The following is a 23,494-nucleotide window of genomic DNA, read 5'->3' as shown; positions in this document are numbered from 1 at the left end:
CCTGACCGGCCCGTTTATCCAGGTCGGCAGACCTGCGCGGATTTACGATTTTCAAGTTCAAGACGCAGGCACGCCTTTTCAGGCAATGCGCCGGGCGTGGTTCGTTTTATTGCTGCTGGAAACGCGACACGGTGCAACTCTCTGACCTTGCCGTCCTGAATCCCGATCACACGCAGCGTTCGGCGGTCATTGGAAGGCACCGCTATGTCAGTTCGTCCGTCTCCGTCAAAGTCGAGATCACCGGAAAGACCTTGCTCGCGGGCGCCGATTTGGTGATTTGAAAATCCGTTTATCGAAACGATCGGGACCAGGTCTGTACCACGCCACTCCACGAAATAAAGCGTTCCACCGATATGCGGTGTTTCAACGTAGGCGATCTGGGGTTTCCCGCGTCCGGCGTAGTCCGCGATTCCAGCAATATTGAGCCATCTGTTGGAGCGACCGATCGGCGCTGTTGCTGCCAGTTCCACCAGTTTACCGTCCCGCAGCCCATAAACTGCAACGCTTCCGCCAGTCGACAGAAAAGAACGGATCGTGATCACCTCGAACTTTCCATCCTGATCCAGATCCACAATTCTGGGGGTTCTGTCTTCGAACACCTGGCTATCGGGCAAGACAAGTTCGTAGGTACCACCGTTCCGGACCGTGACATGAAGCGAACCTGCTTCGATCGCATCTCCCAGAATGCCGTGCCGGTACCTTCGGGTGGGCGAGCCATACCACGCGGCAACAGCGTCTGGCTCGCCGTTCCGGTAGATGGCGTAGTTTCCGTCCGGCAAGCCGTTTGCAGGTTTTGCACTGCCCGTTGTCCAGACGGCCTGGGGAAGAGGCGAAGCGTTTGCAGGACCTGGCTGCAGTAACAACGCGACGGCAAGCAGTACAGAAAGGCTAACGAGTTTTTCCAAGACCATCTCCTATTCAGCGGCATTCAGGTTGGTGGGCTGGTCTCCGGCCGAAAGCAGACAGGTTTCGGTAGCCGCGTCCATCGGCACCATGAGTTCGATGGTCATTCCCTCGACAACGGCGTCCTGAACGGATGCGAGCTGTCCGATCATGGAGGTCACCTGGAGCCGGACCCCGTCAGGCCCGAGCAGCTCAACAGGCACGAAAACCGGCACATCTTCGCGAAATGTCTCATCAAGCCCATCAAGCAGGCCGCTTGCGTGAGCCTCTTCCAGAAGGGTGGCGAGTCCGGGGTCGTCGGCCGCCTCCCTGTAGAGGCGAGCGGCGAAAACCGGCGCAGCTGCATTCCAGTTGAGTATCCTTTCCCGGAAGGCAGGCGACAGAAAAACCCGGAAAAGGTTCGCAGGCTCGTTCTGTTCTCCCGTAATGCCGGCCAGAAACAGTTTGCCGGGACCATTGACCCTCAGAATCGTCCAGCGTTTGTCCAACACGAAGGCGGGAAAGGGCCAGTTCGCCAAAAGCCGGTTCTCGATCAGGTTCAGCGCATCCTGAACATCGCGGGAGTCTTCGGCACGGCATTTGTAAGGACTTGCGTATCCTGCAGTCTCGTAAAGGACGTGACCACGGCTGACTGGCAGGGCAAGCTCCCGCTCAATGCGCTGGATCATGAACCTGCTCGGCTGCGCACGTCCGGTTTCCAGGAACGAGACGTGCCGTTGGGTCGACCCGATGCGGCCTGCCAAGTCGGCCTGACTCAGGCTGCGCTCGCTGCGGAGCGATTTCAAAGACTTTCCGAATGCAGTGCCATACACGTTCATCTTTGGGTCCAAAAGCTGTCTCTATTCCCTGCAGGGGAATTGCCGCAGGTTCAGAAAAATCTAGGCTCCAGCCGACGTTCATTCAACACACGAACGCTGGAGTACGCGATGACGACATGGATCCTTGCAGTTCTGGTGCTGTATTTTGGCCAGATCTATTTCACCGCCTTGATGTATCTGCCATCGGCAGGGCTAGTGCGCCTCGCCGGTGGGCGGGATGTCTTGCCGGAGAAAGGCAGATTGGCGCTGCGAGCCGACAAGGCTCTCGTCAACATGAAGGAAAACCTGCCGTTTTTTCTCGTGCCGGCGGTTCTGTCTTTTGTCTTGCCGAATGTGAACCTCGGTCTGGCGCTGATCGGGGCGCAGCTGTTTTTCTGGGGGCGGCTCGCTTATGCGCCGCTTTATGTATCGGGAATTCCAGGGCCACGTTCCATCGCCTACGGGGTCGCACTGATTGGCAACCTCATGATGGTCTGGGCACTCTTCGGCGGTTGATTGGACAAGACACCATGTGTCGCGCTGTCCCTGGACGGCCTGACCGGAACTGCCGGTCAGGTTGAATTCAGGTGTCTTCGCCAGACTTTGATGGGCGGCTTCCGCCGTGAACGAAGGTCATGGCATGTCCGTTAAGACAATATCGCAGTCCGGTCGGCTTTGGACCATCGGGAAACACATGCCCCAGATGGGCATCGCACTGACGACAGCGGATCTCTGTCCGGGTCATGCCGTGTGACTTGTCTTCCAGTTCCCGGATTGACTCGGGATGAACCGATTGAAAAAAACTGGGCCAACCGCATCCGGCATCGAACTTGGTGTCCGACATGAAAAGCGGCGCTTCGCAACACACGCAGTCATATCTCCCGACGAGCTTGTTGTCCCAATGGGGGCCCGTGAAGGGACGTTCTGTCCCGGATTGGCGTGTCACATAGAACTGCTCAGCCGTCAGCTGATTCATCCACTCGGCGGTGGTCTTTCTCACCTTGGGCGCTTCGTCTTCCGTGTGGGTGATGTCGTCGCTCATTGTGAAGTTCCTGGTTTCAATTTTCATGTGAAGAGATAGGACATTGCAGTCAAACGGCAATAAGGCGTGGATCAACAGTGCGTTAGCGGGACAGGGTGCGCATGACGGTTTTGACCCTGTTCCCGCCCTCCTGACGTGCCTGGAAAACACAATCTTCGGCTGCGGACAGAATGACTTCCGGACTTTCCGATATGCCGGTTTGTTCTGCCACGACACATGCGGCGCCAACGGATGCGGTGACGATACCGTTTCCCGCAGTGTTGGCAGGGTTCGGTATGGCGAGATCCTGGATGGCTATGTGAATGTACGCGCTGATGGTTTCCGCACCCATCTCGTGGGTTCTGGGCAGAAGAAGCGAGAATTCCGCTTCGGCTGTGCGCGCAGTAATGTCTGCCGGTCGGCGCGCTGTTTCCTTCAGCATTCCGGCTACCCTGGACAGGCAATCTTCCACCGCGCCGGGCCCATGGTTTTCGGCAAAGGCTTCAAAGCGGTCGAGCGTGACCTTGATCAGGCTGGTGTGCGACTTTTCGCGCAGCGAGATTGCCCATTCCCGTTTCAAGTTGTCTTCAAAGGCACGACGATTGTACAGACCGGTAAGCGGATCGCTCTGCGAAGCAGCCTCGAGCAGGTTCTCCAACTCGCGCAGTCTTGCAATGCTGCGGAAATAGACAACATAGGCATAGGGTTCGCCGTGTCCGTCTTCCAAAAGGTGCACGGTGACCTCCGCCCAGACCAGTGAACCATAGGCTGACCTCAGTTGAAGATCCGCTTTCGGCAGCGAGACCGGACGGGCAGCGCTTCCGGACAAGATCAGATGCAGAGCCTCCGCGTCAGCGTTTTCCTCATCGATATAAACCAGATCGCTCATGTGATCGGCGAGGTTTGCCGAAGACCAGCCAAACAGCTTTTCGGCAGCCGGGGAAACAAAGGTTGGTTTTCCGTCCGGGGACAACACGATGACGGCGTCCGGACTCAGTTTGACAATTGCTTCGAAATCAATGCCAGGCGCGTGCAGCTGATCTGCCGCGGAAGATCTGTTCTTGTTGTGGTCCAACGCCATTACTGTCTCGCTCAGCATTCCTTGGCAACGCTACGTCCATGGCTTCGCTGTACCAAAACTGAACGGTATTTGGATTGCGAAATCAAGTGGCATCGAACGGGCCTATTTGCTCGGGAGGCGAAAAAGGCTCTTTGCTTTGGTTAATTTGCACAGAATGACAATAGCCGACGCGTCGAATTTATCGGGCTCGCTTCAAGACCATCCGCTCTCTTTGGCAGCTTTCACGTGACGAAACACCAGGGTAACCTCCGAACGAAGCAGTTCCGATGTCGAATTATTCGAAAAATCGTTCCTGAATCGCTTGAAGACGCGCAATCGTGTGCCTTAGACATGTCATAAATATTCCAGCCCGCTATTATTCAGCAAAAAGGTGTTGATTCGAGCGGGTTGACACCAGTCGGTCTATTTAAAACGTGACGAAAGATCAGTATGACGCCAGCAGTGATCGACGACACTACTTTATACGCCGTTCTGGCACCGTTCGCCGCAGCCGTGGTCGCTCCGTTTTTGACGCGCTTGCTCAAACACAATGCGGCCTGGCCACTTGCGCTGGTGCCGGCACTGATCTTCCTGCATTTCGTTGGTTTCATCGAGCCGGTGTCCCGGGGAGAGACGTTCGTGGCGGCCAAGGCGTGGGCGCCCAGCTACGGTATCAATTTTTCGGTTTACGTCGATGGCCTGTCAACACTCTTCGGCCTGCTGATCTCAGGTATCGGCACGTTCATCATTCTCTACGCGGGCGGTTATCTGAAAGGGCATCCTCAGCAGGGACGGTTCTTTTCATTCCTGTTCATGTTCATGGGAGCGATGCTCGGGCTCGTGCTCGGCAACAACCTGATCTCTCTGTTTATTTTCTGGGAGTTGACGTCGATCACGTCGTTCCTGCTGATCGGCTTCGATCACCTACGTGCTGCCTCCAGAAGAGCTGCAATCCAGGCGCTTGTTGTGACCGGCGGCGGCGGGCTTGCCCTGCTGGCAGGCTTCATTCTGATCATCTCCGCGACCGGCGAGATCGAGATGTCCGTGCTGCTGGGCTCACCGGACATCATCAAGGATTCCGGGCTCTATCTGCCGATTTTCCTGCTGGTTCTTGGTGGTGCTTTCACGAAGTCGGCTCAGTTTCCGTTCCATTTCTGGTTGCCGAACGCGATGGAAGCGCCGACCCCGGTTTCCGCCTATCTCCACTCCGCGACCATGGTCAAGGCGGGCGTCTACATGCTGATGCGCATGCATCCGCTTCTCGGAGACACGGTACTCTGGACTACCGTGCTGCCCTTGTTCGGTGGTGTGACGCTTCTGGTCGGAACGATCCTTGCGGTCCGCCAGACGGACCTGAAGCTGATGCTGGCCTATACAACCGTGGCCTCGCTCGGGCTCCTCGTGATGCTCACCGGCACCAGTCATGAAAAAGCTCTCGAAGGCGCGGTTCTTTATCTGCTGGCCCATTCGCTCTTCAAGGGGGCGCTCTTCATGGTCGCCGGCACGATCGATCATGAAGCAGGGACGCGGGATGTTACCAAGCTCGGTGGTCTCAGAAAGGCAATGCCTGTCACCTTCGTGGCAGCCTGTCTGGCGGCACTTTCCATGGCCGGACTGCCACCCTTTATCGGTTTCATAGCCAAGGAAGTGCTCTACTACGGGACCTGGGGTTGGCTGGAACTCGGATTGCCAATCACGATCACGGCCGTCGTCGGGAACTCGCTTATGCTGGTGATAGCGGCAGCGGTGGCGATCAAGCCGTTCTTCGGGCCCAAGGTCGAGACGCCCAAACATGCGCATGAGGGACCGGTGCTTCTGTTTGCCGGGCCTGTTGTGCTGGCACTTACCGGCCTTTTCCTGGCATTCATCGCCCATACGACCGGTATCCTGTTCGTCGGTCCGACCCTGTCGTCGCTGTTGGGTACCTTCACCGAGGTGGATTTGCATCTGTGGCCTACCAAGATCAACGCGCCCTTGATCCTGTCGGTCATCACTATCGGTCTCGGTATCTTTCTGTTCACTCAACTGGACAGGCTGCGCGAGATCATCGCGTCCATCCTCAAGGCGATCGGCTGGGGACCGGACCAGGGGTTCGACCAGTTCGTGAGCGGGATCGTCCGGTTCGCCACATGGCTGACCAGGCTGCTTCAGACGGGCAAGATGCAGACCTACATGCTTCTGACTTTCTTTTTCACGGCACTGGCGGTGCTGCTGCCCGGCTACCTGACGAACAGTTTCCCGGCAATGCCGAAACTTCCAGAATACCGCTTCTACGAGTGGGGTATTCTCCTGATCGCGGTGCTCGGTCTTTTCGCAATCCTGGTTGCCAGAACCCGGCTGACAGCCATCGTGTCGCTTGGTGTCCAGGGCTTCGCCGTGGCTCTGATCTTCATGATGTTCGGTGCTCCGGACCTTTCCTTCACGCAGTTCATGGTGGAAACGCTCTCGGTCGTCATTCTGGCGCTGGTTATGACACGCCTCAATCTATCGCCACGTGACCATCGCACCGTTCCGGCGAGACTGCTGGCCGGTGTTGTTGCAGTTGCCGTCGGGCTTGGCCTTGGGTTGACGCTGCTTTCCATCACGCAACAGCCGTTCGACAGTACCTTGTCCGTGTTCTTCACGGAATTCAGCCGGTCGATTGCTCACGGACGCAACATCGTCAACGTGATCCTCGTCGATTTCCGCGGATTCGATACGCTCGGTGAAATCGCGGTCGTCGTCCTGGCCGGTCTGTGTGTCCTGGCTCTCATCAGGGTGCGGACCAAACCGGATACCGTGCTGGACCCGCCGCCTGAACGCACCGGTCAATCTCAAAATGCGGAGGCTCGCTGATGCGCACGGTCATTTTCCGCACCATTGCACCCTATCTTGCTGCGCTGATGGTTCTGTTTTCCATCTTCGTGCTCCTTCGCGGGCACAATGAGCCGGGAGGCGGATTCATCGGCGGGCTGATCGCGGCCTCGGCGCTGGCGATTTTCGGGATCGCCTGCGGTGTCGCTTCGGTGAGGCGGGCCATCGTGTTTCACCCGATGGGTATTTCCGGGTTCGGGCTGTTCATCGGAGCGCTTGCCGGCGTCGTGTCCTTCTTCAGGGGACAGGCCTTCATGACAAGCCAGTGGCTGATATTCGATTTCTTTGATGTCGAGGTTGCCCTGTCGACGCCGCTTGTCTTCGATATCGGCGTCTACCTCGTGGTCGTCGGGGCAATCGGCTCCATCGCCCTTGCGCTGGAAGAAAGGGAGTCGGACTGATGGAAACCGGCGTCACAGTCCTGATCAGCCTGTTCTTTATGGTTGCTGTCTATCTCATGCTGTCCAAGCAGCTCGTGCGGATCTTGCTCGGCATTGCCATCCTCGGAAATGCGGTGAACATGCTCATATTCACCAATGGCCGGCTCACGCGGGAAATACCACCACTGATCCCGGCGCATCTCTACACGCCGGAAACGGCAACGGCCAATCCACTGCCGCAGGCTCTGGTTCTGACCGCGATCGTGATCTCGTTTTCGTTTTTTGCATTTCTCCTGGTTCTGGCGTTTCGCGCGTATCAGGAACTTGGAACCGACGAGGTCAACAAGATGCGTGTGGCCGAACCTGAAAACGACCAAACTCCGCCTCAAGGGTACTAAGCTTTATGGCAGGCTCTTCTGTTTCCGTTGACTATGCCGACGCAATGATCACGACGCCCATCGCGGCGGGGGACTGGCTCATTGTCGCGCCGTCCCTGATCACGATGCTCGGCGGGGCGCTTTGCCTGATGTTGCGCAAGCACACCGATCTTCAGCCGAAGCTTGGCATAACGCTGCTCGGCGCGCTCGTTCTGGCCAGCTTTGCATTGCTGGTCCGGGTTCTGGACCACGGCGTCATCACGATGGTGATGGGCAACTGGTTGCCGCCTTTCGGGATCGCGGTGACCGCCGACACCCTTGGAGCCACCCTGACATTCATCGGCTCGGTTGTTGCCTTTTGTGCCGGTGTGTTCGGCATGAAGACGGTCAGCAATTCCGGACGCAGATACGGGTTCTATCCGTTCCTGCTGTTGCTCATGACAGGGGTGTGCGGGTCCTTCCTGACAGCCGATATCTTCAACCTTTATGTCTGGTTCGAGGTTCTGCTGATTTCGTCCTACGGCCTGCTCATTCTCGGCAATGACCGGATCCAGCTGGATGGAGCCGTGAAATACGGGGTGCTCAACCTGGTCGGGACCAACCTGTTTCTGATCGCAACGGGCCTGCTTTACGGTATTTTCGGTACACTCAACATGGCCGATATCGCCATCAAGGTTGCCGAACTGGAAAACCCGGCCTCGGGAACACTTGCAACCGTTGCAGCGCTTTATTTTCTTGCCTTTGCCATGAAGGCGGCCGCCTTTCCCGTCAATTTCTGGCTGCCGGCCTCCTATCATACGCCGAACATCGTTGTGTCCGCCGTGTTTGCAGGACTGCTGACAAAGGTCGGTGTCTATGCCCTGATCAGGATCTTTGTACTCATCCTGCCTGCTTCACTCGGCTACATGGCCGATATATTCGGCCTGGTTGCCATCGTTACGCTGATGACCGGTGCGCTGGGCGCTCTGGCACAGACCGAGATCAGGAGGTTGCTGGGGTATCTGGTCATCGCCGGGATCGGATCGATGCTGGCGGGCGTTGCTGTTGCATCCAACAGCGAGGTCGCCACCCTGGCCATATCGGGCGCAATTTTCTATGCGGTGCATTCCATCATTGTGATGACAGCGCTCTACATGTCCGCCGGGATCATGAACATGATGGGTGGCTCCTACAATCTCAGGAAGCTGGGAGGGCTCTATCAGAAGAGCATTGCGTTTGCGGGCGTGTTTCTGATTTTGGCATTTGCCGTGTCGGGCCTGCCGCCCTTTTCCGGCTTCTGGCCGAAGATCATGCTGGTCGACGCCGCTTTCAAAGATGACCGGTTCTGGCTGGGAGCAGCCATTCTTGTCAGCGGTTTCCTGACGACACTTGCCATGGGGCGCATCTGGATTTTCGCTTTCTGGCGGGGCGGGCCGGAAGGCACGCCCGATGGAAAAAGCGTCGAGGTGTCCGGGTCATCGCAATCGGATCTTGCAAGCGGTGCGATCTGGCTGCCTCTAGGCATTCTCACCGCACTTGTCGTCTATTTCGGCATCCAACCGGAATGGATGATAGAGTTATCGACGCAGGGTGCGAGCAGTGTCGTTGATCCGCTCGGCTACATTCGCTCAGTCTTTGGAGAGCAGGGATGACGAGCCTCTTTCTCATCAACATTCTCATGGCGCTGGCCTGGGGAGCTGTTACAGGCAGTTTTTCGGAGGTCAATCTCGCTTTCGGATTTGTGCTTGGGTCAGGGGCGCTCTATCTGATCCGGGAGCAAGTGGGCACGTCGGCGTATTTTCGGCGGTTCGGAAAATCGGTCGGGCTGGCCGTAACCTTCGTACGGGAACTGGTCCTGTCGGCCTGGAGGGTCGCGTTGATCGTGCTCAGGCCAAAAATCGAGCTTGAACCGGGCATCATTGCTCTCCCGTTGACTGTCGACACGGATTTCGAAATCACAATGCTTGCAAATCTCATTACCTTGACGCCCGGCACATTGTCGGTGGATGTATCGGAGGATCGCAAGACGCTCTTCATCCACTGCATTGACGTTCCGGATCCGCAGGCAACGATCGATGACATCAAGAACGGATTTGAGCGCAAGATCATGGAGGCATTCAGATGACCCCATTTGAGTTGTTTGCGTCTCAGTTCCTGGGCATTGCAGTCAAGATTTCGCTTGGAATTCTGACTGTCGCCTTCATGGTGATCGTTTACAGGACAGTCAAAGGACCCGGGTTGCCTGACAGGGTCGTTGCGCTGGACATGCTTGTTGCCGTCGGTATCGGCTTCATTGCCGCAATCGGCGTTTCCACGGGAATCTATCTCTATATCGATATTGCCATCACGCTGGGCCTCGTCGGCTTCCTGGCAACGGTGGCGTTTGCACGTTTCATCCTCAACCGGGGAATGGCGGGTGACGAAACCATCATGGAAGAGGTCGAGGAAAGCATCAAACGCAGGGAGGCAGGCCAATGAGTGCGATCGTTGATATCGTAACCGGTCTGATGCTGATCACAGGTGCATGTTTTGCCTTTGTCGCCTCGCTCGGCCTCGTCCGGCTGAAGGACGTTTACATGCGAACACATGCCGCATCAAAGGCCGGCACACTCGGCTCGGGCCTCATGCTGCTTGCGCTGGCTGTGGAGGCCGGCGACCTTTCCGTTGTGACACGCGCTATTGCCGGTGTCGTCTTCTTCCTGCTGACAGCCCCAATTTCGGCCCATTTATTGGCAAAAGCTGCATATGCGGCAGGATATCGCCCCTGCGCTGATACCAAAATCGACGCATTGGCCGAGACCGTTCGGCCAAACGAGTGAGCTTGGGCGCACAACAGCCTTGCGAAACCGGAAGACTGGCGTAAGGGAATACTATTAGTCCATTGTCGATTTCGATATATACGAAATAGTCGGTATTTATAGAATTTGATTATTATTGCCGAGAAATGTTTTTTATTTGATTTTCGGGGTTGTATAAGAAGGAAAGCAGCGATATAAGGCTGTGACAATCACCTGCAAAGTAGAATCGCTATTGATTTCTAATTCCGCAAGTAACGTAATTTTTCAAGCGTTTTCGGAACAAATTACTTGCAGGTTTACACCGAAGCTTAATTCAAATTTGGAAGAGAACGGGTGAAATATGACTGACAATCCGGTGGATGCTAATCTGATTGATCTTACGGCGGACATCGTCTCTGCATATGTGAGCAACAATACGGTTGCTTCAACTGATCTGCCGAGCCTGATCAATGAAGTGCATGGCGCGCTGCAGAAAACGGCATCCGCTTCCAACGAGCCGGAGCCGGAGCCGCTCAAGCCCGCTGTCCCGGTCAAGAAATCGGTCATGCCCGACTACATCATCTGCCTGGAAGACGGCAAGAAGTTCAAGTCTCTCAAGCGTCACCTGCGTACTCATTACAACATGACGCCGGAAGAATACCGGGACAAGTGGGACCTTGGTGCCGACTATCCGATGGTTGCACCGAATTACGCAGCTGCCCGTTCGGAACTTGCCAAGAAAATGGGTCTCGGACAGCAGCGCAAACGCGCTAAGTAAGATCCGGTCAGGCCAAAATACTGATGAAGAGAGCTGCCCACCGGCAGCTCTTTTTTTGCGCGGATATTTCTAGCGTTTCAGCAATGCCTCAAGGCCAGCAAGCTGGTAGCGCCAGAAAAGCGCAAATGCATGCCTTATGTCGGCAGGATCCTCATATTCGGCGAGGATATCTGCAATGGTCTCGACTGTTCTGTTGAAGAGTTTGTGCGTGAGAAACTGCAACTGGGCATCCGGATAAGGTGTGTCCGATTGGTGACGAAGGAAGTCGTCCGTCAACCGTTCCATTTCGTTGACTACGAGGTTGCGGACATGTGCAAATCTGGTTGCCTTTGAACCGCGCAGGAGAATGAGCACAACGGCGCGGTTGTCGGCGCAGAAGTTCAGAAACGCGTTTGCACTTTCGGATCCCTTCGCATCGGCACCGGGCCAATGATCGATCCTGCCGAGTTCACGGATACGCGTGCGCAGAAGTTTCAGGAATGTTGCAGCCAGACGAGGACTGACAACCGCCTCAAACAGCACTTCCTTGTTTTCGAAATACTTGTAGATGTTGCTGGTAGCGGTGCCCGATCTGCCCGCGACTTCCGCCAGTTTCGCATCCTTGTAACCATGCTCGGCAAAAACATCGGCCGCGGCAAGGAGGATCCGTTCCCGAACCTCCGACTTCAGGCGTTGTGGCATAAGAGATCTTTCGTCAGTTCATCAAGACGGTGCTTCCAGGGCCGAGCCTGTTCGAGCTGATAGGCCAGAGAAAAAAGGAGCGGATCCTTACCGGATGGCGCTGTGAAATGACTGCCGACAGGCAGCCCTTTGTCAGTCCAGTGAAGGGGAACGGTCATCGCCGGCCAGCCAGTCAGGGAAGAGACAAATGTGTATCCAGCAAGTCTTGCGGTGAAAGCCTGCAGGACTTTGACATCAGTTTCCGGACCATATCGGCCAAGCGGAAAGGCTTCGAAGGGTACCGTGGGGCTCAGAACAACGTCGCATTGTTGCATCGAGCGTTCTGCGTTTGTAGCGTTTTTTGCCAACACTGTTTGTGCCATTTCGATATCTGCAGGCGCCAGATCACTAGCGCGCCGGGCAATTTCCAATGTATAGGGCTCCAGCCCATCCTCGTCATAGGCGTTGCCCATCATGTTGCGAATTTGAGCGAACACACCTGATAGCATCAATCCCATCAGGTCAAAGAATGCGTCAACAGTCGTCTCGGGATCGAAACACGGCGCCTTGATCTCGAAAACATCGCAGCCGATTGTTTCGCAAAGCAGGGCGGTTTCATGTAGTGCTGCTTCCACCTCCGGCGTGGGGGACAGACCCAGGCTGTCATTGTGATAAAATCCGATGCGGACATTTTTCGGAAAGGACGATCGCAGGTGTTCCAGTGACGGTAGTCTGGTCGAAAGATCCCGGTTTTCAGTCATTTGCAGCCATCGGGCGCTGTCTCGAACGGAGCGGCTTACGCAGTGTTCGGCCAGGAGCGCGGCTGTTGGCATCTCGGCAGGAACACCGTTTGAGACCGTTCTGTTGCGACCTGGTTTGAAGCCGAAGAGGCCGCAGAAAGAAGAGGGGCCCCGGATCGAGCCTCCGCCATCGGATGCATGTGCTATCGGAACCATGCCTGCGGCGACCGCCGCAACCGCACCGCCCGACGACCCTCCCGGAGACAACGTGATGTCCCAAGGGTTCCGTGTCGCGCCTTTGGCGAGTGTTTCGGTTGTTCCAAGAAGTCCGAATTCCGAGACGGTGCTTTTTCCCAATGCAATCAGGCCGCTTGCCTGAAGGGTGTCCGCATAGTCGGAGCTGGTGAGTGCCGGTGCTCCGTCCAGTAGGCGAGATCCGAAACCAGCCGTGTGCCCGGGATAAGGAAGCAGATCCTTGATAAGGGTGGGAACACCGGAAAAGGGCTCTTTTCCGGTAACGGATTTCGCCTGCTGCCGCGCCAGATCGAAATTCGAGCACGCGATTGCATTGACTTTCGGATTCAACACGGCGATCCGCCCGATCGCCGCCTCAACAAGTTCCAGACTGGTTGCCTCGCCACTTTGGACCAGGTTCGCCTGTTCTGTTGCATCCATGAGTGCAAAACGGTCGGCGATGGGACCGGCGCCGGACCTGTCGGAATAATCCATGAAGGGCCTCTGTCACGAAAAGAGAATTAATGATTCTCTTTTAACATGTGCCCGGTGTTTGCGAAAGAGGGGATGGTGACAGCAATGGAAATTTCAAAATTGACCGAATTGAGTTGGGTCGAAGGGCAGTTGATTTTCAACACCGGGAAGGTGACTTGAAGCGGAATGCAGGCGAAGGCCGTGCGTACACGCGCTGTCCGTCCATTGAATGCGACGACGGACATTGAACACCCGAACGCCTGAACGCGTGAATTCGCAGGAACGCTGTATGGCAGTTTGAGGCCAACCGCACAGTGAGGGAGTGTTGGAAGACCCTCGGCCCTGGACACCGCTGATCATCGGCGGAGCGAAATGGCTGCCACAAACGCTCGATTGCCAGGGATACAACTCAGCGATGGTTGCTTCGTCAGCACTTGAGCGCGCAGTTCGATCAGACCAATTCAGGCAACGGCAAGAGCGTTTTGCGCATCAGTGCGAATACGTCCGACCATGGACCTGAGCCCATTCGACCTTTGCGGGGTCAAATGATCCTGCAATCCAAGCTTGGCGAAAAGGCTTTCAACATCGGTATCGAGAATTTCCTGAGCGGTTTTACCGTTGAACAGGGTTGTGACAATCGCAACAAGACCCTGAACGATCAGCGCATCGCTGTCACCTTTGAATGTCAGGACCGATTTTCCGTCTGCTCCTGCTTTCACATTCGTGATCAGCCAGACCTGGGACACGCACCCGCGCACCTTGTTCGCATCGATCCGTTCGTCTGAGGACAGTTCGGGCAATTCCCTGCCCAGGTCGATCAGATATTTGTAACGGTCTTCCCAATCGTCCAGAAAATCGAATGTCTCAAGAATTTCGCTGATATCGGTGGTCATGACACTCATCTTTGAAGGGCTGTTCAGCCTTCATATAGCCTGCATGTCACAAAGTGCAAATCCCGGCAGCGGCAACAGGATTTGCCGGGCGAAAAAGATTGAAGGACTTTGGCAAAAGAAAAAATCGCCGCAGATGAAATGGGCAGCTTTCCATCTGCGGCGCAGCGGTACGAGCCGCTGAAGTTAAGCCGTCGTTGCTGCATATGTGCAACATCGCTCTAGCGGGGCGCAAAGAGCCGTTGTTCCAGAGGCAACGATCTGCGAACAACGACTTGTCGGCTCAGGTGTCCTGACCTGAGCGTGGTTTGGGCCGGGGAACCGGCCCGCCGGCAGTCTCCACCTGGGAGCCCGGATCTTGAATCTGATTGAAAGTCCCCTGGCCGTTTGAACCTCGGCCGGAAGCTAGGGGGCGGACCGGAGTGGTGGAGCCGGTTGTCAGCGTTTCATTCGCTGATCGATCCGCAATTTTCGTGTCGAGGAACTCATAGACGATGCGAGCGCCGTCTTGTGCCCGACTGCCAATGACGCTCAGGGCATTGCCGCCAGTTTCGCAGGCCTGCGGGTTTCGGCTGCAGAAGCCGCCGATATCTGACATGGTCGCCTGCGCGGCCAGGAAGGCCGACACCGGATCAACGTCCGCGGCCCTTTCGTTTGTGCTCTCGTCATCCGAGCCAAGCGGAATCAGAACCAGCACCAAGGTGAGCCAGAAGGCCGTCCTCAGAAGAAACAACATTTTTGCTACCCATAGTCTGTTCTATGCCGCGTGCCATTTTTGTCCCGGCACGCTTGTTATGGTTGAACCGTAGCAGACACATGAGAATGTCGAGTTGAGTGCTTGAAGCGAATTTTCATAAAATAAATCAGGTATTTAAATCGAATTTTTTGAAATATTGATTCAAATTTTATCTATATTGCGGCAAGTGCCTGAAAACAGGCCGGTTTCGCATTTTTTTCCCGGTTTGGTTTTAACCTTTATCGTTCGTTAAGCGCTGGAGCCGACAATGATCAAACAGGAGTTGTGAGCGGAAGTATCCGCGATATTCGTTTGGTAGTGTAGAGTGCGTAACCTTCTGAAAAAAATACATAATTTTTGGGAGTTCTGTGCGGCTCGTGTCGACGGAATGATTCACCCCTCGGCTGCGGTCGAGAATTTTTCGGCACCGTTGCATCGTTCGTTTCTGACAAGCTGTTTCTTGAGCGGGTCTGCGGCCCTGTTCATTCTGCCGTTGCACCTTGCCCTTGCCGGCGCACCTCATGTCGCAACGATCCTGGTTCTGGCATGGATGCTGAGCCAATGGCCCATTGCGCACTACCTGTCGCGCTCCGGTGATCTGGACAAGGCGATCGCCGCGTCGTCGGGTCTGTTTGCCTTCTTTGTCGCCACCATCTGCATGATGACCGGCGGGGACAGTTCGTTTGCGATGCTTTGGCTTCTTGTTCCTCCGATTGAGGCGGCATTCGCGTCAAGCAGAAGGGTCACAATCGGTATTGCTGCATTGTGCTGCGGCCTGTTCGGGATCGTTTCGATTTTCAGCAGCCATGTGCCGCAACTCATGGTCCTTTCTCCGGAAACACGCCTGATCGCGACCGCTGCGGCCCTGGTCTATACAGGTATGCTGGCGGTCAGAATATCGCTCGACCGCAAGCGTGCGCGCGCAGCAGTTGCGGCTTCAGAGACGCTACGACGACGTGTTTGCGACAACATTTCCGAAATTTTCTGTGAAATCGCTCAGGATGGCCGTGTGTCGGTCATCGGAGGCCCGGTTCGGAAAGTGCTGGGTTTTGTGCCGTCGAAAACCGAAGCTGATTGGCTGTTCCATCGGCTTCACGTTGCTGATCGGCCCAGCTTTCTGAGCAGGCTTGCCGACGCCAAGGAAGGTCATGAAGCTTCCCTGTTCCAGGTTCGGTTCCGTATCGGAGACAACCGGCCGGGTGACAACGGTCAAGCGGTCTATCGTGGCTTCGAACTGATGATGAAGCCTGCTGGTGAACAGGACAGCTGTGATGGTAGCGGAATGGTTGTCTTCACCCTTCGCGACGTGGAAGCGGACAAAACGCTGCCAGCCGATCCGGAGATCGGGACCGAAAAGGGGCGACGTGGCAACGTTCGCTGGAACATCATCGAGGAAGCCGGTGCATCGGTACAGGCACAAATGTCCGAAATAGTTGATCTTGCCACGATGGTGGAAACCAGGGGCAAGTCCTTGTCAGAGGGCAGTCTGCATCAGACTGCGCAGCGTATCAGGTCTGCCGGAAACCGCAGTTCGGAGTCCTTGAGTGCAATTCTTGACCTTGTACCGGGAGAGACGGCACGAGCGGCAACGGATCTCTGTAATGTCGATGTCGCCGACTGTCTCAGACACAGCAGCCACCTCATCTATCCGATTGCCGAACGGCTGAGGGTCGGGATTGAGATAAATGCAGATCCGGACCTTCCCAACGCGCTTGTCGACCGGAAGAGATTTCGCCAGGCTCTTCACCTGATACTCTCTGAAATGGTGGAGACAACGGGCGCTGGTGGAAGTGTCAAGGTTACAGTCAATCCGGTCGAGAGCGGACTGGAATTGATATTGACAGCGGTCAACCGTCAATCGAGCACCAACTGGAGTTCGGAAGGATCGCAAGGCGTGCTCGAGCAGGCGTCGGATCTGCTTGCGCAATCAGGTTCTGTTCTCGATTTCCGGTCGGCGCTTGGCCAAGGCGAGAGCGTCGTTGTGGCAATACCCGTGCGCTTCGAAAGAAACGTGCGTGGTACTACGGTCGGCGCCACAGCGACGGCTCGACAGCTGGCGCGAACGGCATAGGCGGCATGATGGCAAAATCAAAAACAAAAGCGGCTCCGCCCAAAACACAAGAAACGCTTATGGCGAAGGCCGGGCACCTGGCGTTGGACAATCCTGTTGCTGCAGGAGGCACCGTTGTCATGGGGCTGACGGCCTGTCTGATCATTGCCAATGCAATAGGCCTGCAGCCCGGCCGCCACCCGGCACCGATCTTTGCGACACGTGATCGTCCGAATGCTCTGCGGGTCCCCGAACCTGATGACCGGCGCAGCGGCTTGCAGGTTCAGGAGATCTCGACCCTTGTGCTCGACCTGCAGATTTCGCTTCGAAGGATAGGTCTTTACGAAGGACCTCTCGACGGGCTCAGCGGGCCTGCAACCGAGCGCGCCATACGTGCCTTTGAGCGGCGTGCGGGGCAAGCGGAAACAGGCAAGGCTCACGAAGGCCTGCTCGCCCTGATCCTGATGCACGGCGACGAACCAGCCGAATCGTTTGTCCCGGTCCCGCGCGCCAAGCCGGGTTTTTCCGGCACATCTGTGCAAGACATACCGGTCGCTTCGGATGTCGATGTCGACGCCGACCCGCAACTCATGAGGATCCAGAAAGCCTTGGCAGACCTTGGCTATGGGCCGCTGAAAGCTGATGGTGTCATGGGTTCCAATACGACAGCTGCCATCAAGCGTTTCGAGCTGGACCGTGGCCTGCCGTTAACCGGAGAGCCCGGTTCGAAAACAATCGAAAATCTGGAAATGATCAGTGGCCGGAGCCTGTCAGGCTAATTGCCAAGACCTCCGAAACGGCTTAAGTCCGACTGCAGTCAGGCCTGCGGTCGTGGCTAAACCTGACCAGAAACGGATACGCGATGCGGGTCACTTCGGAATTCTTTGTCAGCGCACTTGTTCGCCGAATTTTCGGGGAGGGGGGCTTTGCGGCAATTTCCAGGCGTGGTGCGGAGGAGGCCGGTGCGGTCTTTGTCTGCGTTGACCGGCTTGACGGAACCTACGACCTCTACGGGCCGGCGCCTCAGGCAATGTTCCACGAACAGCCCCTGGGACGTCTCTTCGAAAGCGTTCTCGCGCGATGCGAAAAATCTGCAATCGATATTCGATTGCAGAATGAAGCCCGCATGGATCCTGATTATTGGCTGGTCGAAATCGAAGCCCGAAACGGTGACATTGACCTTCCAATCGCGCGCGAAGAAGACGAGAAGAAAAACGTCCCCGGTTCGGATGTCTTCCGGATCTAGGACGTTTTAAAATCTGTTCAGCCTTCGCTGGATTTTGCGAAACGTACCTTTTTCCTGGTATTCGCTCCACGGTCGGCCAGAGGCGTCTTGACCGGCAGCTTGCGGCCCGAAGCATCCTGATATTGAGAAGAATGGCGGGCTGCGGTTCTCTGATTGCCCTGATCGTGCAAAAGCCATTGTCCGACCAGCGCTTCCGCAGCTCCGTTGCTAAGGGTTCGGTGCATTCTCAAGAGACCGCGCAGATCGATGAGTTGCGTGTTTTCGCCCAGCATCCTGATGAGGATTGTTGTCGTCTCGAACTCTGGCATACCAAGCGCCTTGAGGGCGATTGTGAGACCTTCTCCCTGGTCCTCGTGCATCAGAAGGTTGCAAGTTTGTCTCGACAAACCAAGGGATTGGCTCAGCAACGTGGCAAAACTGGTTCTGTTTTGATCAAGCGCGGCTTTCACCAGGGCTTCCTGGATCTGAAGACGGTTCATATCGGGTCGCTGGGACATTGTTCCACCTGGTGTCTGCGCCTGTTTGACGAGGCTGGTCATTTCGGCTGTGGCGATCGCCTGCTTTTTCAAGGGTGCCGGCAGATGCAGGAACTGACCCATCAGGCCGTCGGGATGAAGGGCATCCCTGCCGGCAAGTTCCAGACCGAGGGTCGCGACGATTTCGCTTCTTCGGCTGAGTTTTGCCTGATGGGTCTTGCTGAGCGTGATGTCATCGCGCCCAAGCAGAATTTTGATGACGCTGGCCTCGGCGTGGTCACACAGGGCATCGATCACCGATTCGCGTAGTGACGGGCGTTCGGCAATTGCCTGTCTCGATAACTCCGGGCCATTGTTGGCAAGTGCCTTGAGGAGATCCACAGAAAGCCGGGGACTGTTGCGAAGCGCGGGAGCGGCGGTCTGCGCATCGTCATCGCGCGCGAGAACCTCCTGCAGATCGTCCGGTATTTCGGCGTGACCAGACAGAAGTTTTGAAATTTCGCGACGATCTTCAATGGGAGTGTCCGGCAGGAGGTTTCGCGCCAATTCCAGAAAAATCCCTGTTTCTTCAATGGTATGCTTCCTAAGGCCGACAAAGATCTCCGTGGCAGAAAGCAAAATGTGCCGGGCAGAACGAGACGCGGACCTTCTGCGGGACGCCTTTGTTGCTGGCGGCTCTTTTGGATTGAATCGTTGGCTTTGGCGCATGACACCCGTCTACAAAATACGAAAGACCGATCGACCGTCGAAAGTTGTTTCCTTCAAATTGCAGCAAAAGCGTTAGCATGCTGTTAACCCTGACAGCTTCTTAATGAGCTTGCAGGAAGTAATGCGTCGCCCGTTTGACCGTTTCCTCCCGGTAATACGCCGGAGAGGCGACTGGAACCGAAGGAGGAGACGATGGGCACCTTGTTGGATTTTTCGTCCGCTCAACGGCCCACTGCGCGTGTGGGTCAACAATCAAAACGGCAACGATCAGAGAGCCGGGAGAGCTTTGGAGAGGTTATCCTCTTTCCAGGTGTCCGTTACGAGCATCACGACCTTGATCTTGCCGCACGAATCGCGACCATCGGTAAGGCAGCTGGACCTGCTGGTTCCGACAAGGACTGACGGTCCAAGCCTTTCCAGCCGCTTCGGGACGTAATGCCCGAACAACGAATGCGTTTGCGGTCTGGAGACACGCCCGATGGGCTATGGCAATGCGGTTCAGAAAAGCCATGCCTTTGATGAAAGGCAGAGGTTCGGAGTCGATCGGGGGTGGTTTCGAGCCATCCTGTTGACGTCCGTTCTGGCACTGGCTGCGTGCACACGCCCAACAGGCGATTTCGACAGGGCAAGACCGTCGGTCATTCACGATGATCTTATGCCGGCTGTCGGAGAAAATGCGGCACGGTTGCGGGGCGATCCCGTTTCGAAATTCAATTACACGAATGATGAAAAACTGCTCCGCGACCGGGGGTGGACGCTGATCCGTCCACCATGGACCAAGGACTGGATCGGCGGGACAATGGTAGAATTGTCACGTACGCGGGTCCTGCCGGAAACAGAAGGTCGGGTGCCGCCTGACCTCTATCTAATCTATCTGCGTTCCGACAAGTTTCGGTCATCCGATGCGCGCTACGACAAGATCGCTGCCGACGCGACCGGAGACGCATCACTGGTCATGCCTTTTTGTGAAGTTGCGCTACGCGTGCAAAAAGCCGACGACGAGCGGTTGAGAGTTCTGAGAAACCAGAAAGTCACCACCGAGGAAACCTATGACGGTGCCAAGGCACGGGTTTGGGAAAACCGGGTCATGATAAAATGGGTCGGTCAGGCACTGCGTTACAGGATCATCGCCTACAAGAAAGCCCTCAAGGGACTGGAAATCGAAACTCCGAGTCAGGACAGGGTCTGGAAGGTCAACAACGCCATCCGGGAACTGGAGGGCCAGGTTCGCCTTGCAGAAGCCAGCTGTGAGGCGAACAATCGCTATGGTCAGGACAAGCCGGCCAAGAAGTCCCGGATCTACACGGGTTGGGGTAACGAGCGGCCGCCCGTTCAGAAGTGATTTCACGCAATTCGACATTGATCCGACGGTAAAATAGACCGGGCTGTGATTGCACTTTTGCGAGCGCGGCAGTATTGCAGGGTGAGGCGACCGCGTGGAGGCAGATAGACCCTTTGCCCGCGACGTCCGTCCCTTGTTTTTTGCAGACCCAGAACGTTTCAGGAGCTTTCATGAACCCGGGTGTAACGCAGCTTGTACAGGAAGCACTTAGCCACCAGCACGCTGGACGTATTCCCATAGCCCTGAACATGTTCGAGGAGGTCCTGCGCCTCGACCCCCGTAATCCGCAGGCAAATTTTTCGCTCGGTATTGCAGCTTACCAGGAAGGCAAGATCGGCCTTGCCATCGAGCGGCTGCAGATTGCCGCGCGCAAAGCAGCGAAGCATCCGCAGGTGCATCAGCTCCTCGGTCTGGCTCTGATGAATGCGGGAGATCTTGAGGGTGCACAATCATCGCTCAAGAAGGCTGTGTCGCTAGCGCCCAAGGAAGCTGATTTTCACGCACAACTCGGCGACCTCTACAGGGCCAGGAGGCAAGCCGTTCTGTCGCGTCAAAGCTACCTGCGCGCCCTGAAGCTGGACCCGGAGAACGGGTACGGCCTGGTGGGAATGGGCCAACTGGAGGTGACGATCGGGAATATCGATGCGGCAATCGAGTGGTTTGAAAAGGCGATCGCCTGCAAGAAGGAACTGCCGACTGCGTTTCAATGCCTCAGCCTTGCAAAGACCTTCAAGGAAAAGCCCGCAGAGCTTGACCAGATCGAGGCGCTCACGAATGACGGTGTCCCCCGTCCGGGGCCCGAACAGGCCAATCTGCACTGGGCAGCAGGGAAAATCTATCACGACATCGGTGACACTTCCCGTGGCCTGGAGCATTATCAAAAGGCACGGACGCTGCACTATCCGCCATTTGATCCCGCTGCCTATGAAGATCGAATTGCGTTCATGAAGGACGTCTTCAACGAAGAGTTTTTCTCGAGCCGGGCGGATTTGGCAAATACCTCCGACAAGCCCGTCTTCATCTTTGGACTGCCGAGGTCCGGCACCACGCTGGTGGAGCAGATTGTTAGTTGCCATTCCCGCGCTTCAAGCGGTGGTGAAATCCAGTTTTTCAGGCATTTGCAGGAGGATATCGGTTTGAAAGGAAAGCCGAGCGCAGCCCTGGAAAACCGTCTGAAGAGCATGGAGCCAAAGGAATTCAAGCGCATTGCCCGCAAATATCTGGAGGTGCTGGACAGTGTCGACAGGCGAGCAGACCGAGTTACCGACAAGATGCCTCACAATTATGAAATGCTCTGGCTGATGAGTGTGCTGTTTCCCAAGGCAGCGTTCGTCCATTGCTACAGGTCTCCGGCCGATACCTGCATTTCATTGCTGTCGCATCCGCTTTCGCCGGCTCACAACTATGCCCTGACCCAGGATACGGTCGGGCGCTACTACCGCACCTATGCCTCCTTGATGGAGCATTGGGAGAACGTGGTTCCGGTCAATCTTCACACGCTGACCTACGAAACGCTTGTCGACAACCAACGCAGTGAGAGCGAAGTTCTGCTATCGCATGCCGGACTTGACTGGGAAGACGGTTGTCTTGAGTTCTACAAAAGTGAAAGCCCGGTAACGACATTTTCCAACACGCAGGTGCGCCGGCCGATCTTCAGGTCATCGCTGGGAAGATGGCAAGGCAAGGAAGCGCATTACAGGGACCTGCTTGACGCGCTTGGTCCGCTGGCACCGCAAGTTTGATCGTTCCGGATTTGCAGACGCCCCGCCCGGGTTATCCGATCGTTCCGCAGGTGGCGGACAGCAGTGCCTGATCGAGAGCGTTTGCCCTGGATGGATGAGGCACATGTGCCCGCAGGAGCGCAAAACCGCTGATATCAGCCGTTTCGATAACGATAAGATCTTCCAGGTTTTCCGGCGGATTTTCCCGCAGGATCGACAACTGAGCGGGTGTCAGGACCAGCATGGACAGTCGTTCGGCACCTGCTGTGCGGTTGTTCAGGCTGTAGACGGCTTCTCCGGCCGAATTGAACAATCCTATCGACCAGAAGGATGTTGGAATACTGGCATCGAAGAGGACTGGCCCGTCGGCGAGCTGAAACCGGCAGGTGGCATGTTTCATGGCCGGATCAAGATCGGGGAGAGCTTCCTGCTGTGGACGGACGTCGGGAAGCAGGTTGAATTCCCGGTCTGGTCCATAGGTCGCGATGTTGTCATAGGCGCTGTGCTGCACATTCAGCGGAATTCCCATCACAACCAGTATGTGGACGATCGTTGCGAGAAAGAGAACGGAAAACACAGCAAGCGTGATTGAAAAACGCGGGGACAGCGTCATGGGCACCCCAATCTTTCAATCACCGGCAGTGTAATGCCGTCCAGTGCAGCACCGGTCGTGACCGGAGCATCATACAGCCGTAACACGAAGCGCATGCCATCACTGGCATTTGCGCTGGCGGCTAGCGGCAACCAGTTTCCCGAATGCGGTTCGCTGGCCGCGTTGATTTCAAAGGACCCGTCCGGATTGCGTAACAGGTTCTGGCTGTCGAGATGGACCCTGCCGGGACGGGTCTCCACCAGGTGTCCGTCACCGTCCGTTGCCGTCATCGTCCAAAGTCTTGCCGTGGGCGTTTGGCCGGAAATCCGGTAGATACAGGTTGGATCGAGCAAATGCCCCGACCTGTCTTCGCGGGCGACCAGTGCCAGTCCTTCACCTGAAGCCAGCGGAACGACAGCGCCCCTCGTATAGATTGCAACCGAATACGGGTCGGCTTCCGCCGTTCCGGCTTTCGGATAGGCCCGCCAGGATCCGATTGTAACGGCGTTCAATGGCTGTTCGCGCTCGATCATGATGTAGGCCGAGCCGATGCCCAGAAGCGACGCAAGTACCACGATCAAAGTCAGGAATGACAGCGTCCTCAATGGATGGCTCCGATGAGGTCGAATGGCTCGGGGCAAATCCTGTTTTTGCCAGTCCGCTTCGCCGAAATGTGTTTCCTGAGAGGGCAAAGTGGTGC

Annotated in this window: 26 protein-coding genes; 15 read left to right on the top strand and 11 right to left on the bottom strand. The window is 56.2% G+C overall.

Going from position 1 to position 23,494, the window contains the following annotated elements; all coding sequences use genetic code 11:
• Positions 1-14 precede the first annotated feature (14 nt).
• Both ACO6TI_RS23915 and ACO6TI_RS23910 read right to left on the bottom strand, forming a co-directional pair.
• A complete protein-coding gene (locus ACO6TI_RS23915) occupies positions 15-905 on the bottom strand; it encodes a hypothetical protein (protein ID WP_350185638.1) in 891 nt (296 codons plus the stop codon).
• Between the two features lie 9 nt (positions 906-914).
• On the bottom strand, positions 915-1,721 hold the full coding sequence (locus ACO6TI_RS23910) for a helix-turn-helix domain-containing protein (protein ID WP_422383504.1): 807 nt from the start codon (positions 1,719-1,721) through the stop codon (positions 915-917).
• Positions 1,722-1,829: 108 nt separating this feature from the next.
• Here ACO6TI_RS23910 and ACO6TI_RS23905 point away from each other — a divergent pair, with 108 nt between their 5' ends.
• Positions 1,830-2,216, top strand: a complete 387-nt coding sequence (locus tag ACO6TI_RS23905) for an MAPEG family protein (RefSeq protein WP_282046171.1) — start codon at positions 1,830-1,832, stop codon at positions 2,214-2,216.
• Between the two features lie 67 nt (positions 2,217-2,283).
• Here the strand turns inward: ACO6TI_RS23905 and msrB are convergent, their stop codons facing one another.
• Positions 2,284-2,742, bottom strand: a complete 459-nt coding sequence (gene msrB, locus ACO6TI_RS23900) for a peptide-methionine (R)-S-oxide reductase MsrB (RefSeq protein ID WP_055116894.1) — start codon at positions 2,740-2,742, stop codon at positions 2,284-2,286.
• 82 nt (positions 2,743-2,824) lie between these two features.
• Positions 2,825-3,802: a sensor domain-containing diguanylate cyclase gene (locus tag ACO6TI_RS23895; protein ID WP_422383503.1), complete on the bottom strand. Its 978-nt coding sequence runs from the start codon at positions 3,800-3,802 to the stop codon at positions 2,825-2,827.
• Positions 3,803-4,231: 429 nt separating this feature from the next.
• Between ACO6TI_RS23895 and ACO6TI_RS23890 the strand changes: the two genes are divergently transcribed.
• The 8 genes from ACO6TI_RS23890 to ACO6TI_RS23855 all read left to right on the top strand — a co-directional run bounded on the left by ACO6TI_RS23890 (position 4,232) and on the right by ACO6TI_RS23855 (position 10,925).
• Entirely contained in the window at positions 4,232-6,616 is a 2,385-nt protein-coding gene (locus ACO6TI_RS23890; protein ID WP_104701997.1) for a putative monovalent cation/H+ antiporter subunit A, read from the top strand.
• On the top strand, positions 6,616-7,035 hold the full coding sequence (locus ACO6TI_RS23885; RefSeq protein WP_055116191.1) for a Na(+)/H(+) antiporter subunit B: 420 nt from the start codon (positions 6,616-6,618) through the stop codon (positions 7,033-7,035). The genes ACO6TI_RS23890 and ACO6TI_RS23885 overlap by 1 nt, the downstream gene beginning before the upstream one ends.
• Complete coding sequence (locus tag ACO6TI_RS23880) at positions 7,035-7,412, top strand: Na+/H+ antiporter subunit C (RefSeq protein ID WP_055116189.1); 378 nt, start codon at positions 7,035-7,037, stop codon at positions 7,410-7,412. The genes ACO6TI_RS23885 and ACO6TI_RS23880 overlap by 1 nt, the downstream gene beginning before the upstream one ends.
• 5 nt (positions 7,413-7,417) lie before the next feature.
• Complete coding sequence (locus ACO6TI_RS23875; RefSeq protein WP_422383502.1) at positions 7,418-9,022, top strand: Na+/H+ antiporter subunit D; 1,605 nt, start codon at positions 7,418-7,420, stop codon at positions 9,020-9,022.
• Positions 9,019-9,495 carry a Na+/H+ antiporter subunit E gene (locus ACO6TI_RS23870; protein WP_055116186.1) on the top strand — a complete coding sequence of 159 codons (477 nt, stop codon included), beginning with the start codon at positions 9,019-9,021 and terminating at the stop codon, positions 9,493-9,495. The genes ACO6TI_RS23875 and ACO6TI_RS23870 overlap by 4 nt, the downstream gene beginning before the upstream one ends.
• Positions 9,492-9,848 (top strand): cation:proton antiporter, encoded by a 357-nt coding sequence (locus ACO6TI_RS23865; RefSeq protein ID WP_055116184.1) that lies wholly within the window; start codon positions 9,492-9,494, stop codon positions 9,846-9,848. Before ACO6TI_RS23870 ends, ACO6TI_RS23865 begins: the two co-directional genes overlap by 4 nt.
• Positions 9,845-10,189 (top strand): monovalent cation/H(+) antiporter subunit G, encoded by a 345-nt coding sequence (gene mnhG, locus ACO6TI_RS23860; RefSeq protein WP_055116182.1) that lies wholly within the window; start codon positions 9,845-9,847, stop codon positions 10,187-10,189. The genes ACO6TI_RS23865 and mnhG overlap by 4 nt, the downstream gene beginning before the upstream one ends.
• A 319-nt stretch (positions 10,190-10,508) precedes the next feature.
• Entirely contained in the window at positions 10,509-10,925 is a 417-nt protein-coding gene (locus ACO6TI_RS23855) for a MucR family transcriptional regulator (RefSeq protein WP_108873960.1), read from the top strand.
• A 69-nt stretch (positions 10,926-10,994) separates the two neighbouring features.
• On the opposite strand, the gene ACO6TI_RS23850 is transcribed toward ACO6TI_RS23855, so the two are convergent.
• The 4 genes from ACO6TI_RS23850 to ACO6TI_RS23835 all read right to left on the bottom strand — a co-directional run bounded on the left by ACO6TI_RS23850 (position 10,995) and on the right by ACO6TI_RS23835 (position 14,659).
• Positions 10,995-11,606, bottom strand: a complete 612-nt coding sequence (locus tag ACO6TI_RS23850) for a TetR/AcrR family transcriptional regulator (protein ID WP_422383501.1) — start codon at positions 11,604-11,606, stop codon at positions 10,995-10,997.
• Positions 11,591-13,054, bottom strand: a complete 1,464-nt coding sequence (locus tag ACO6TI_RS23845; protein ID WP_422383500.1) for an amidase — start codon at positions 13,052-13,054, stop codon at positions 11,591-11,593. Before ACO6TI_RS23845 ends, ACO6TI_RS23850 begins: the two co-directional genes overlap by 16 nt.
• 440 nt (positions 13,055-13,494) lie before the next feature.
• Positions 13,495-13,926 (bottom strand): SufE family protein, encoded by a 432-nt coding sequence (locus ACO6TI_RS23840; protein ID WP_055116177.1) that lies wholly within the window; start codon positions 13,924-13,926, stop codon positions 13,495-13,497.
• Between the two features lie 280 nt (positions 13,927-14,206).
• On the bottom strand, positions 14,207-14,659 hold the full coding sequence (locus tag ACO6TI_RS23835; RefSeq protein WP_422383499.1) for a DUF5330 domain-containing protein: 453 nt from the start codon (positions 14,657-14,659) through the stop codon (positions 14,207-14,209).
• A 460-nt stretch (positions 14,660-15,119) separates the two neighbouring features.
• On the opposite strand from ACO6TI_RS23835, the gene ACO6TI_RS23830 reads away from it, so the two are divergent.
• The 3 genes from ACO6TI_RS23830 to ACO6TI_RS23820 all read left to right on the top strand — a co-directional run bounded on the left by ACO6TI_RS23830 (position 15,120) and on the right by ACO6TI_RS23820 (position 17,955).
• Positions 15,120-16,730 (top strand): sensor histidine kinase, encoded by a 1,611-nt coding sequence (locus tag ACO6TI_RS23830; RefSeq protein WP_422383498.1) that lies wholly within the window; start codon positions 15,120-15,122, stop codon positions 16,728-16,730.
• Between the two features lie 59 nt (positions 16,731-16,789).
• On the top strand, positions 16,790-17,488 hold the full coding sequence (locus tag ACO6TI_RS23825; protein ID WP_422383497.1) for a peptidoglycan-binding domain-containing protein: 699 nt from the start codon (positions 16,790-16,792) through the stop codon (positions 17,486-17,488).
• 83 nt (positions 17,489-17,571) lie between these two features.
• Positions 17,572-17,955 carry a DUF1491 family protein gene (locus tag ACO6TI_RS23820; RefSeq protein ID WP_196900609.1) on the top strand — a complete coding sequence of 128 codons (384 nt, stop codon included), beginning with the start codon at positions 17,572-17,574 and terminating at the stop codon, positions 17,953-17,955.
• 17 nt (positions 17,956-17,972) lie between these two features.
• On the opposite strand, the gene ACO6TI_RS23815 is transcribed toward ACO6TI_RS23820, so the two are convergent.
• Positions 17,973-18,977: a DUF2336 domain-containing protein gene (locus ACO6TI_RS23815; protein WP_196876730.1), complete on the bottom strand. Its 1,005-nt coding sequence runs from the start codon at positions 18,975-18,977 to the stop codon at positions 17,973-17,975.
• 354 nt (positions 18,978-19,331) lie between these two features.
• Here ACO6TI_RS23815 and ACO6TI_RS23810 point away from each other — a divergent pair, with 354 nt between their 5' ends.
• The 3 genes from ACO6TI_RS23810 (at position 19,332) to ACO6TI_RS23800 (ending at position 22,223) form a co-directional block, all read left to right on the top strand.
• Positions 19,332-19,541, top strand: coding sequence for a hypothetical protein (locus ACO6TI_RS23810; RefSeq protein WP_082442413.1), 210 nt, complete (start codon positions 19,332-19,334; stop codon positions 19,539-19,541).
• A gap of 76 nt (positions 19,542-19,617) precedes the next feature.
• Positions 19,618-20,481, top strand: a complete 864-nt coding sequence (locus ACO6TI_RS23805) for a hypothetical protein (RefSeq protein ID WP_422383496.1) — start codon at positions 19,618-19,620, stop codon at positions 20,479-20,481.
• Between the two features lie 170 nt (positions 20,482-20,651).
• Positions 20,652-22,223, top strand: coding sequence for a tetratricopeptide repeat-containing sulfotransferase family protein (locus ACO6TI_RS23800; RefSeq protein WP_082442412.1), 1,572 nt, complete (start codon positions 20,652-20,654; stop codon positions 22,221-22,223).
• Between the two features lie 31 nt (positions 22,224-22,254).
• On the opposite strand, the gene ACO6TI_RS23795 is transcribed toward ACO6TI_RS23800, so the two are convergent.
• Both ACO6TI_RS23795 and ACO6TI_RS23790 read right to left on the bottom strand, forming a co-directional pair.
• The gene (locus ACO6TI_RS23795; protein WP_055116164.1) at positions 22,255-22,815 is read right to left on the bottom strand and encodes a DUF1254 domain-containing protein; all 561 of its coding nucleotides are present in this window, start codon (positions 22,813-22,815) and stop codon (positions 22,255-22,257) included.
• Entirely contained in the window at positions 22,812-23,399 is a 588-nt protein-coding gene (locus tag ACO6TI_RS23790) for a DUF1214 domain-containing protein (RefSeq protein WP_209003505.1), read from the bottom strand. Before ACO6TI_RS23790 ends, ACO6TI_RS23795 begins: the two co-directional genes overlap by 4 nt.
• Positions 23,400-23,494: the final 95 nt, after the last annotated feature.

Source organism: Roseibium album (genome assembly GCF_965233825.1).
GTDB lineage: Bacteria > Pseudomonadota > Alphaproteobacteria > Rhizobiales > Stappiaceae > Roseibium > Roseibium album.
This window is presented reverse-complemented; position numbering and strand designations above follow the sequence as displayed.

Coding starts and splice junctions, on each gene's coding strand:
- ACO6TI_RS23910 (WP_422383504.1), bottom strand. CDS start 1,721: ATGAACGTGTATGGCACTGCATTCGGAAAGTCTTTGAAATCGCTCCGC.
- ACO6TI_RS23905 (WP_282046171.1), top strand. CDS start 1,830: ATGACGACATGGATCCTTGCAGTTCTGGTGCTGTATTTTGGCCAGATC.
- msrB (WP_055116894.1), bottom strand. CDS start 2,742: ATGAGCGACGACATCACCCACACGGAAGACGAAGCGCCCAAGGTGAGA.
- ACO6TI_RS23895 (WP_422383503.1), bottom strand. CDS start 3,802: ATGGCGTTGGACCACAACAAGAACAGATCTTCCGCGGCAGATCAGCTG.
- ACO6TI_RS23890 (WP_104701997.1), top strand. CDS start 4,232: ATGACGCCAGCAGTGATCGACGACACTACTTTATACGCCGTTCTGGCA.
- ACO6TI_RS23885 (WP_055116191.1), top strand. CDS start 6,616: ATGCGCACGGTCATTTTCCGCACCATTGCACCCTATCTTGCTGCGCTG.
- ACO6TI_RS23880 (WP_055116189.1), top strand. CDS start 7,035: ATGGAAACCGGCGTCACAGTCCTGATCAGCCTGTTCTTTATGGTTGCT.
- ACO6TI_RS23875 (WP_422383502.1), top strand. CDS start 7,418: ATGGCAGGCTCTTCTGTTTCCGTTGACTATGCCGACGCAATGATCACG.
- ACO6TI_RS23870 (WP_055116186.1), top strand. CDS start 9,019: ATGACGAGCCTCTTTCTCATCAACATTCTCATGGCGCTGGCCTGGGGA.
- ACO6TI_RS23865 (WP_055116184.1), top strand. CDS start 9,492: ATGACCCCATTTGAGTTGTTTGCGTCTCAGTTCCTGGGCATTGCAGTC.
- mnhG (WP_055116182.1), top strand. CDS start 9,845: ATGAGTGCGATCGTTGATATCGTAACCGGTCTGATGCTGATCACAGGT.
- ACO6TI_RS23855 (WP_108873960.1), top strand. CDS start 10,509: ATGACTGACAATCCGGTGGATGCTAATCTGATTGATCTTACGGCGGAC.
- ACO6TI_RS23850 (WP_422383501.1), bottom strand. CDS start 11,606: ATGCCACAACGCCTGAAGTCGGAGGTTCGGGAACGGATCCTCCTTGCC.
- ACO6TI_RS23845 (WP_422383500.1), bottom strand. CDS start 13,054: ATGGATTATTCCGACAGGTCCGGCGCCGGTCCCATCGCCGACCGTTTT.
- ACO6TI_RS23840 (WP_055116177.1), bottom strand. CDS start 13,926: ATGACCACCGATATCAGCGAAATTCTTGAGACATTCGATTTTCTGGAC.
- ACO6TI_RS23835 (WP_422383499.1), bottom strand. CDS start 14,659: ATGTTGTTTCTTCTGAGGACGGCCTTCTGGCTCACCTTGGTGCTGGTT.
- ACO6TI_RS23825 (WP_422383497.1), top strand. CDS start 16,790: ATGGCGAAGGCCGGGCACCTGGCGTTGGACAATCCTGTTGCTGCAGGA.
- ACO6TI_RS23820 (WP_196900609.1), top strand. CDS start 17,572: ATGCGGGTCACTTCGGAATTCTTTGTCAGCGCACTTGTTCGCCGAATT.
- ACO6TI_RS23810 (WP_082442413.1), top strand. CDS start 19,332: ATGGGCACCTTGTTGGATTTTTCGTCCGCTCAACGGCCCACTGCGCGT.
- ACO6TI_RS23805 (WP_422383496.1), top strand. CDS start 19,618: ATGGGCTATGGCAATGCGGTTCAGAAAAGCCATGCCTTTGATGAAAGG.
- ACO6TI_RS23800 (WP_082442412.1), top strand. CDS start 20,652: ATGAACCCGGGTGTAACGCAGCTTGTACAGGAAGCACTTAGCCACCAG.
- ACO6TI_RS23795 (WP_055116164.1), bottom strand. CDS start 22,815: ATGACGCTGTCCCCGCGTTTTTCAATCACGCTTGCTGTGTTTTCCGTT.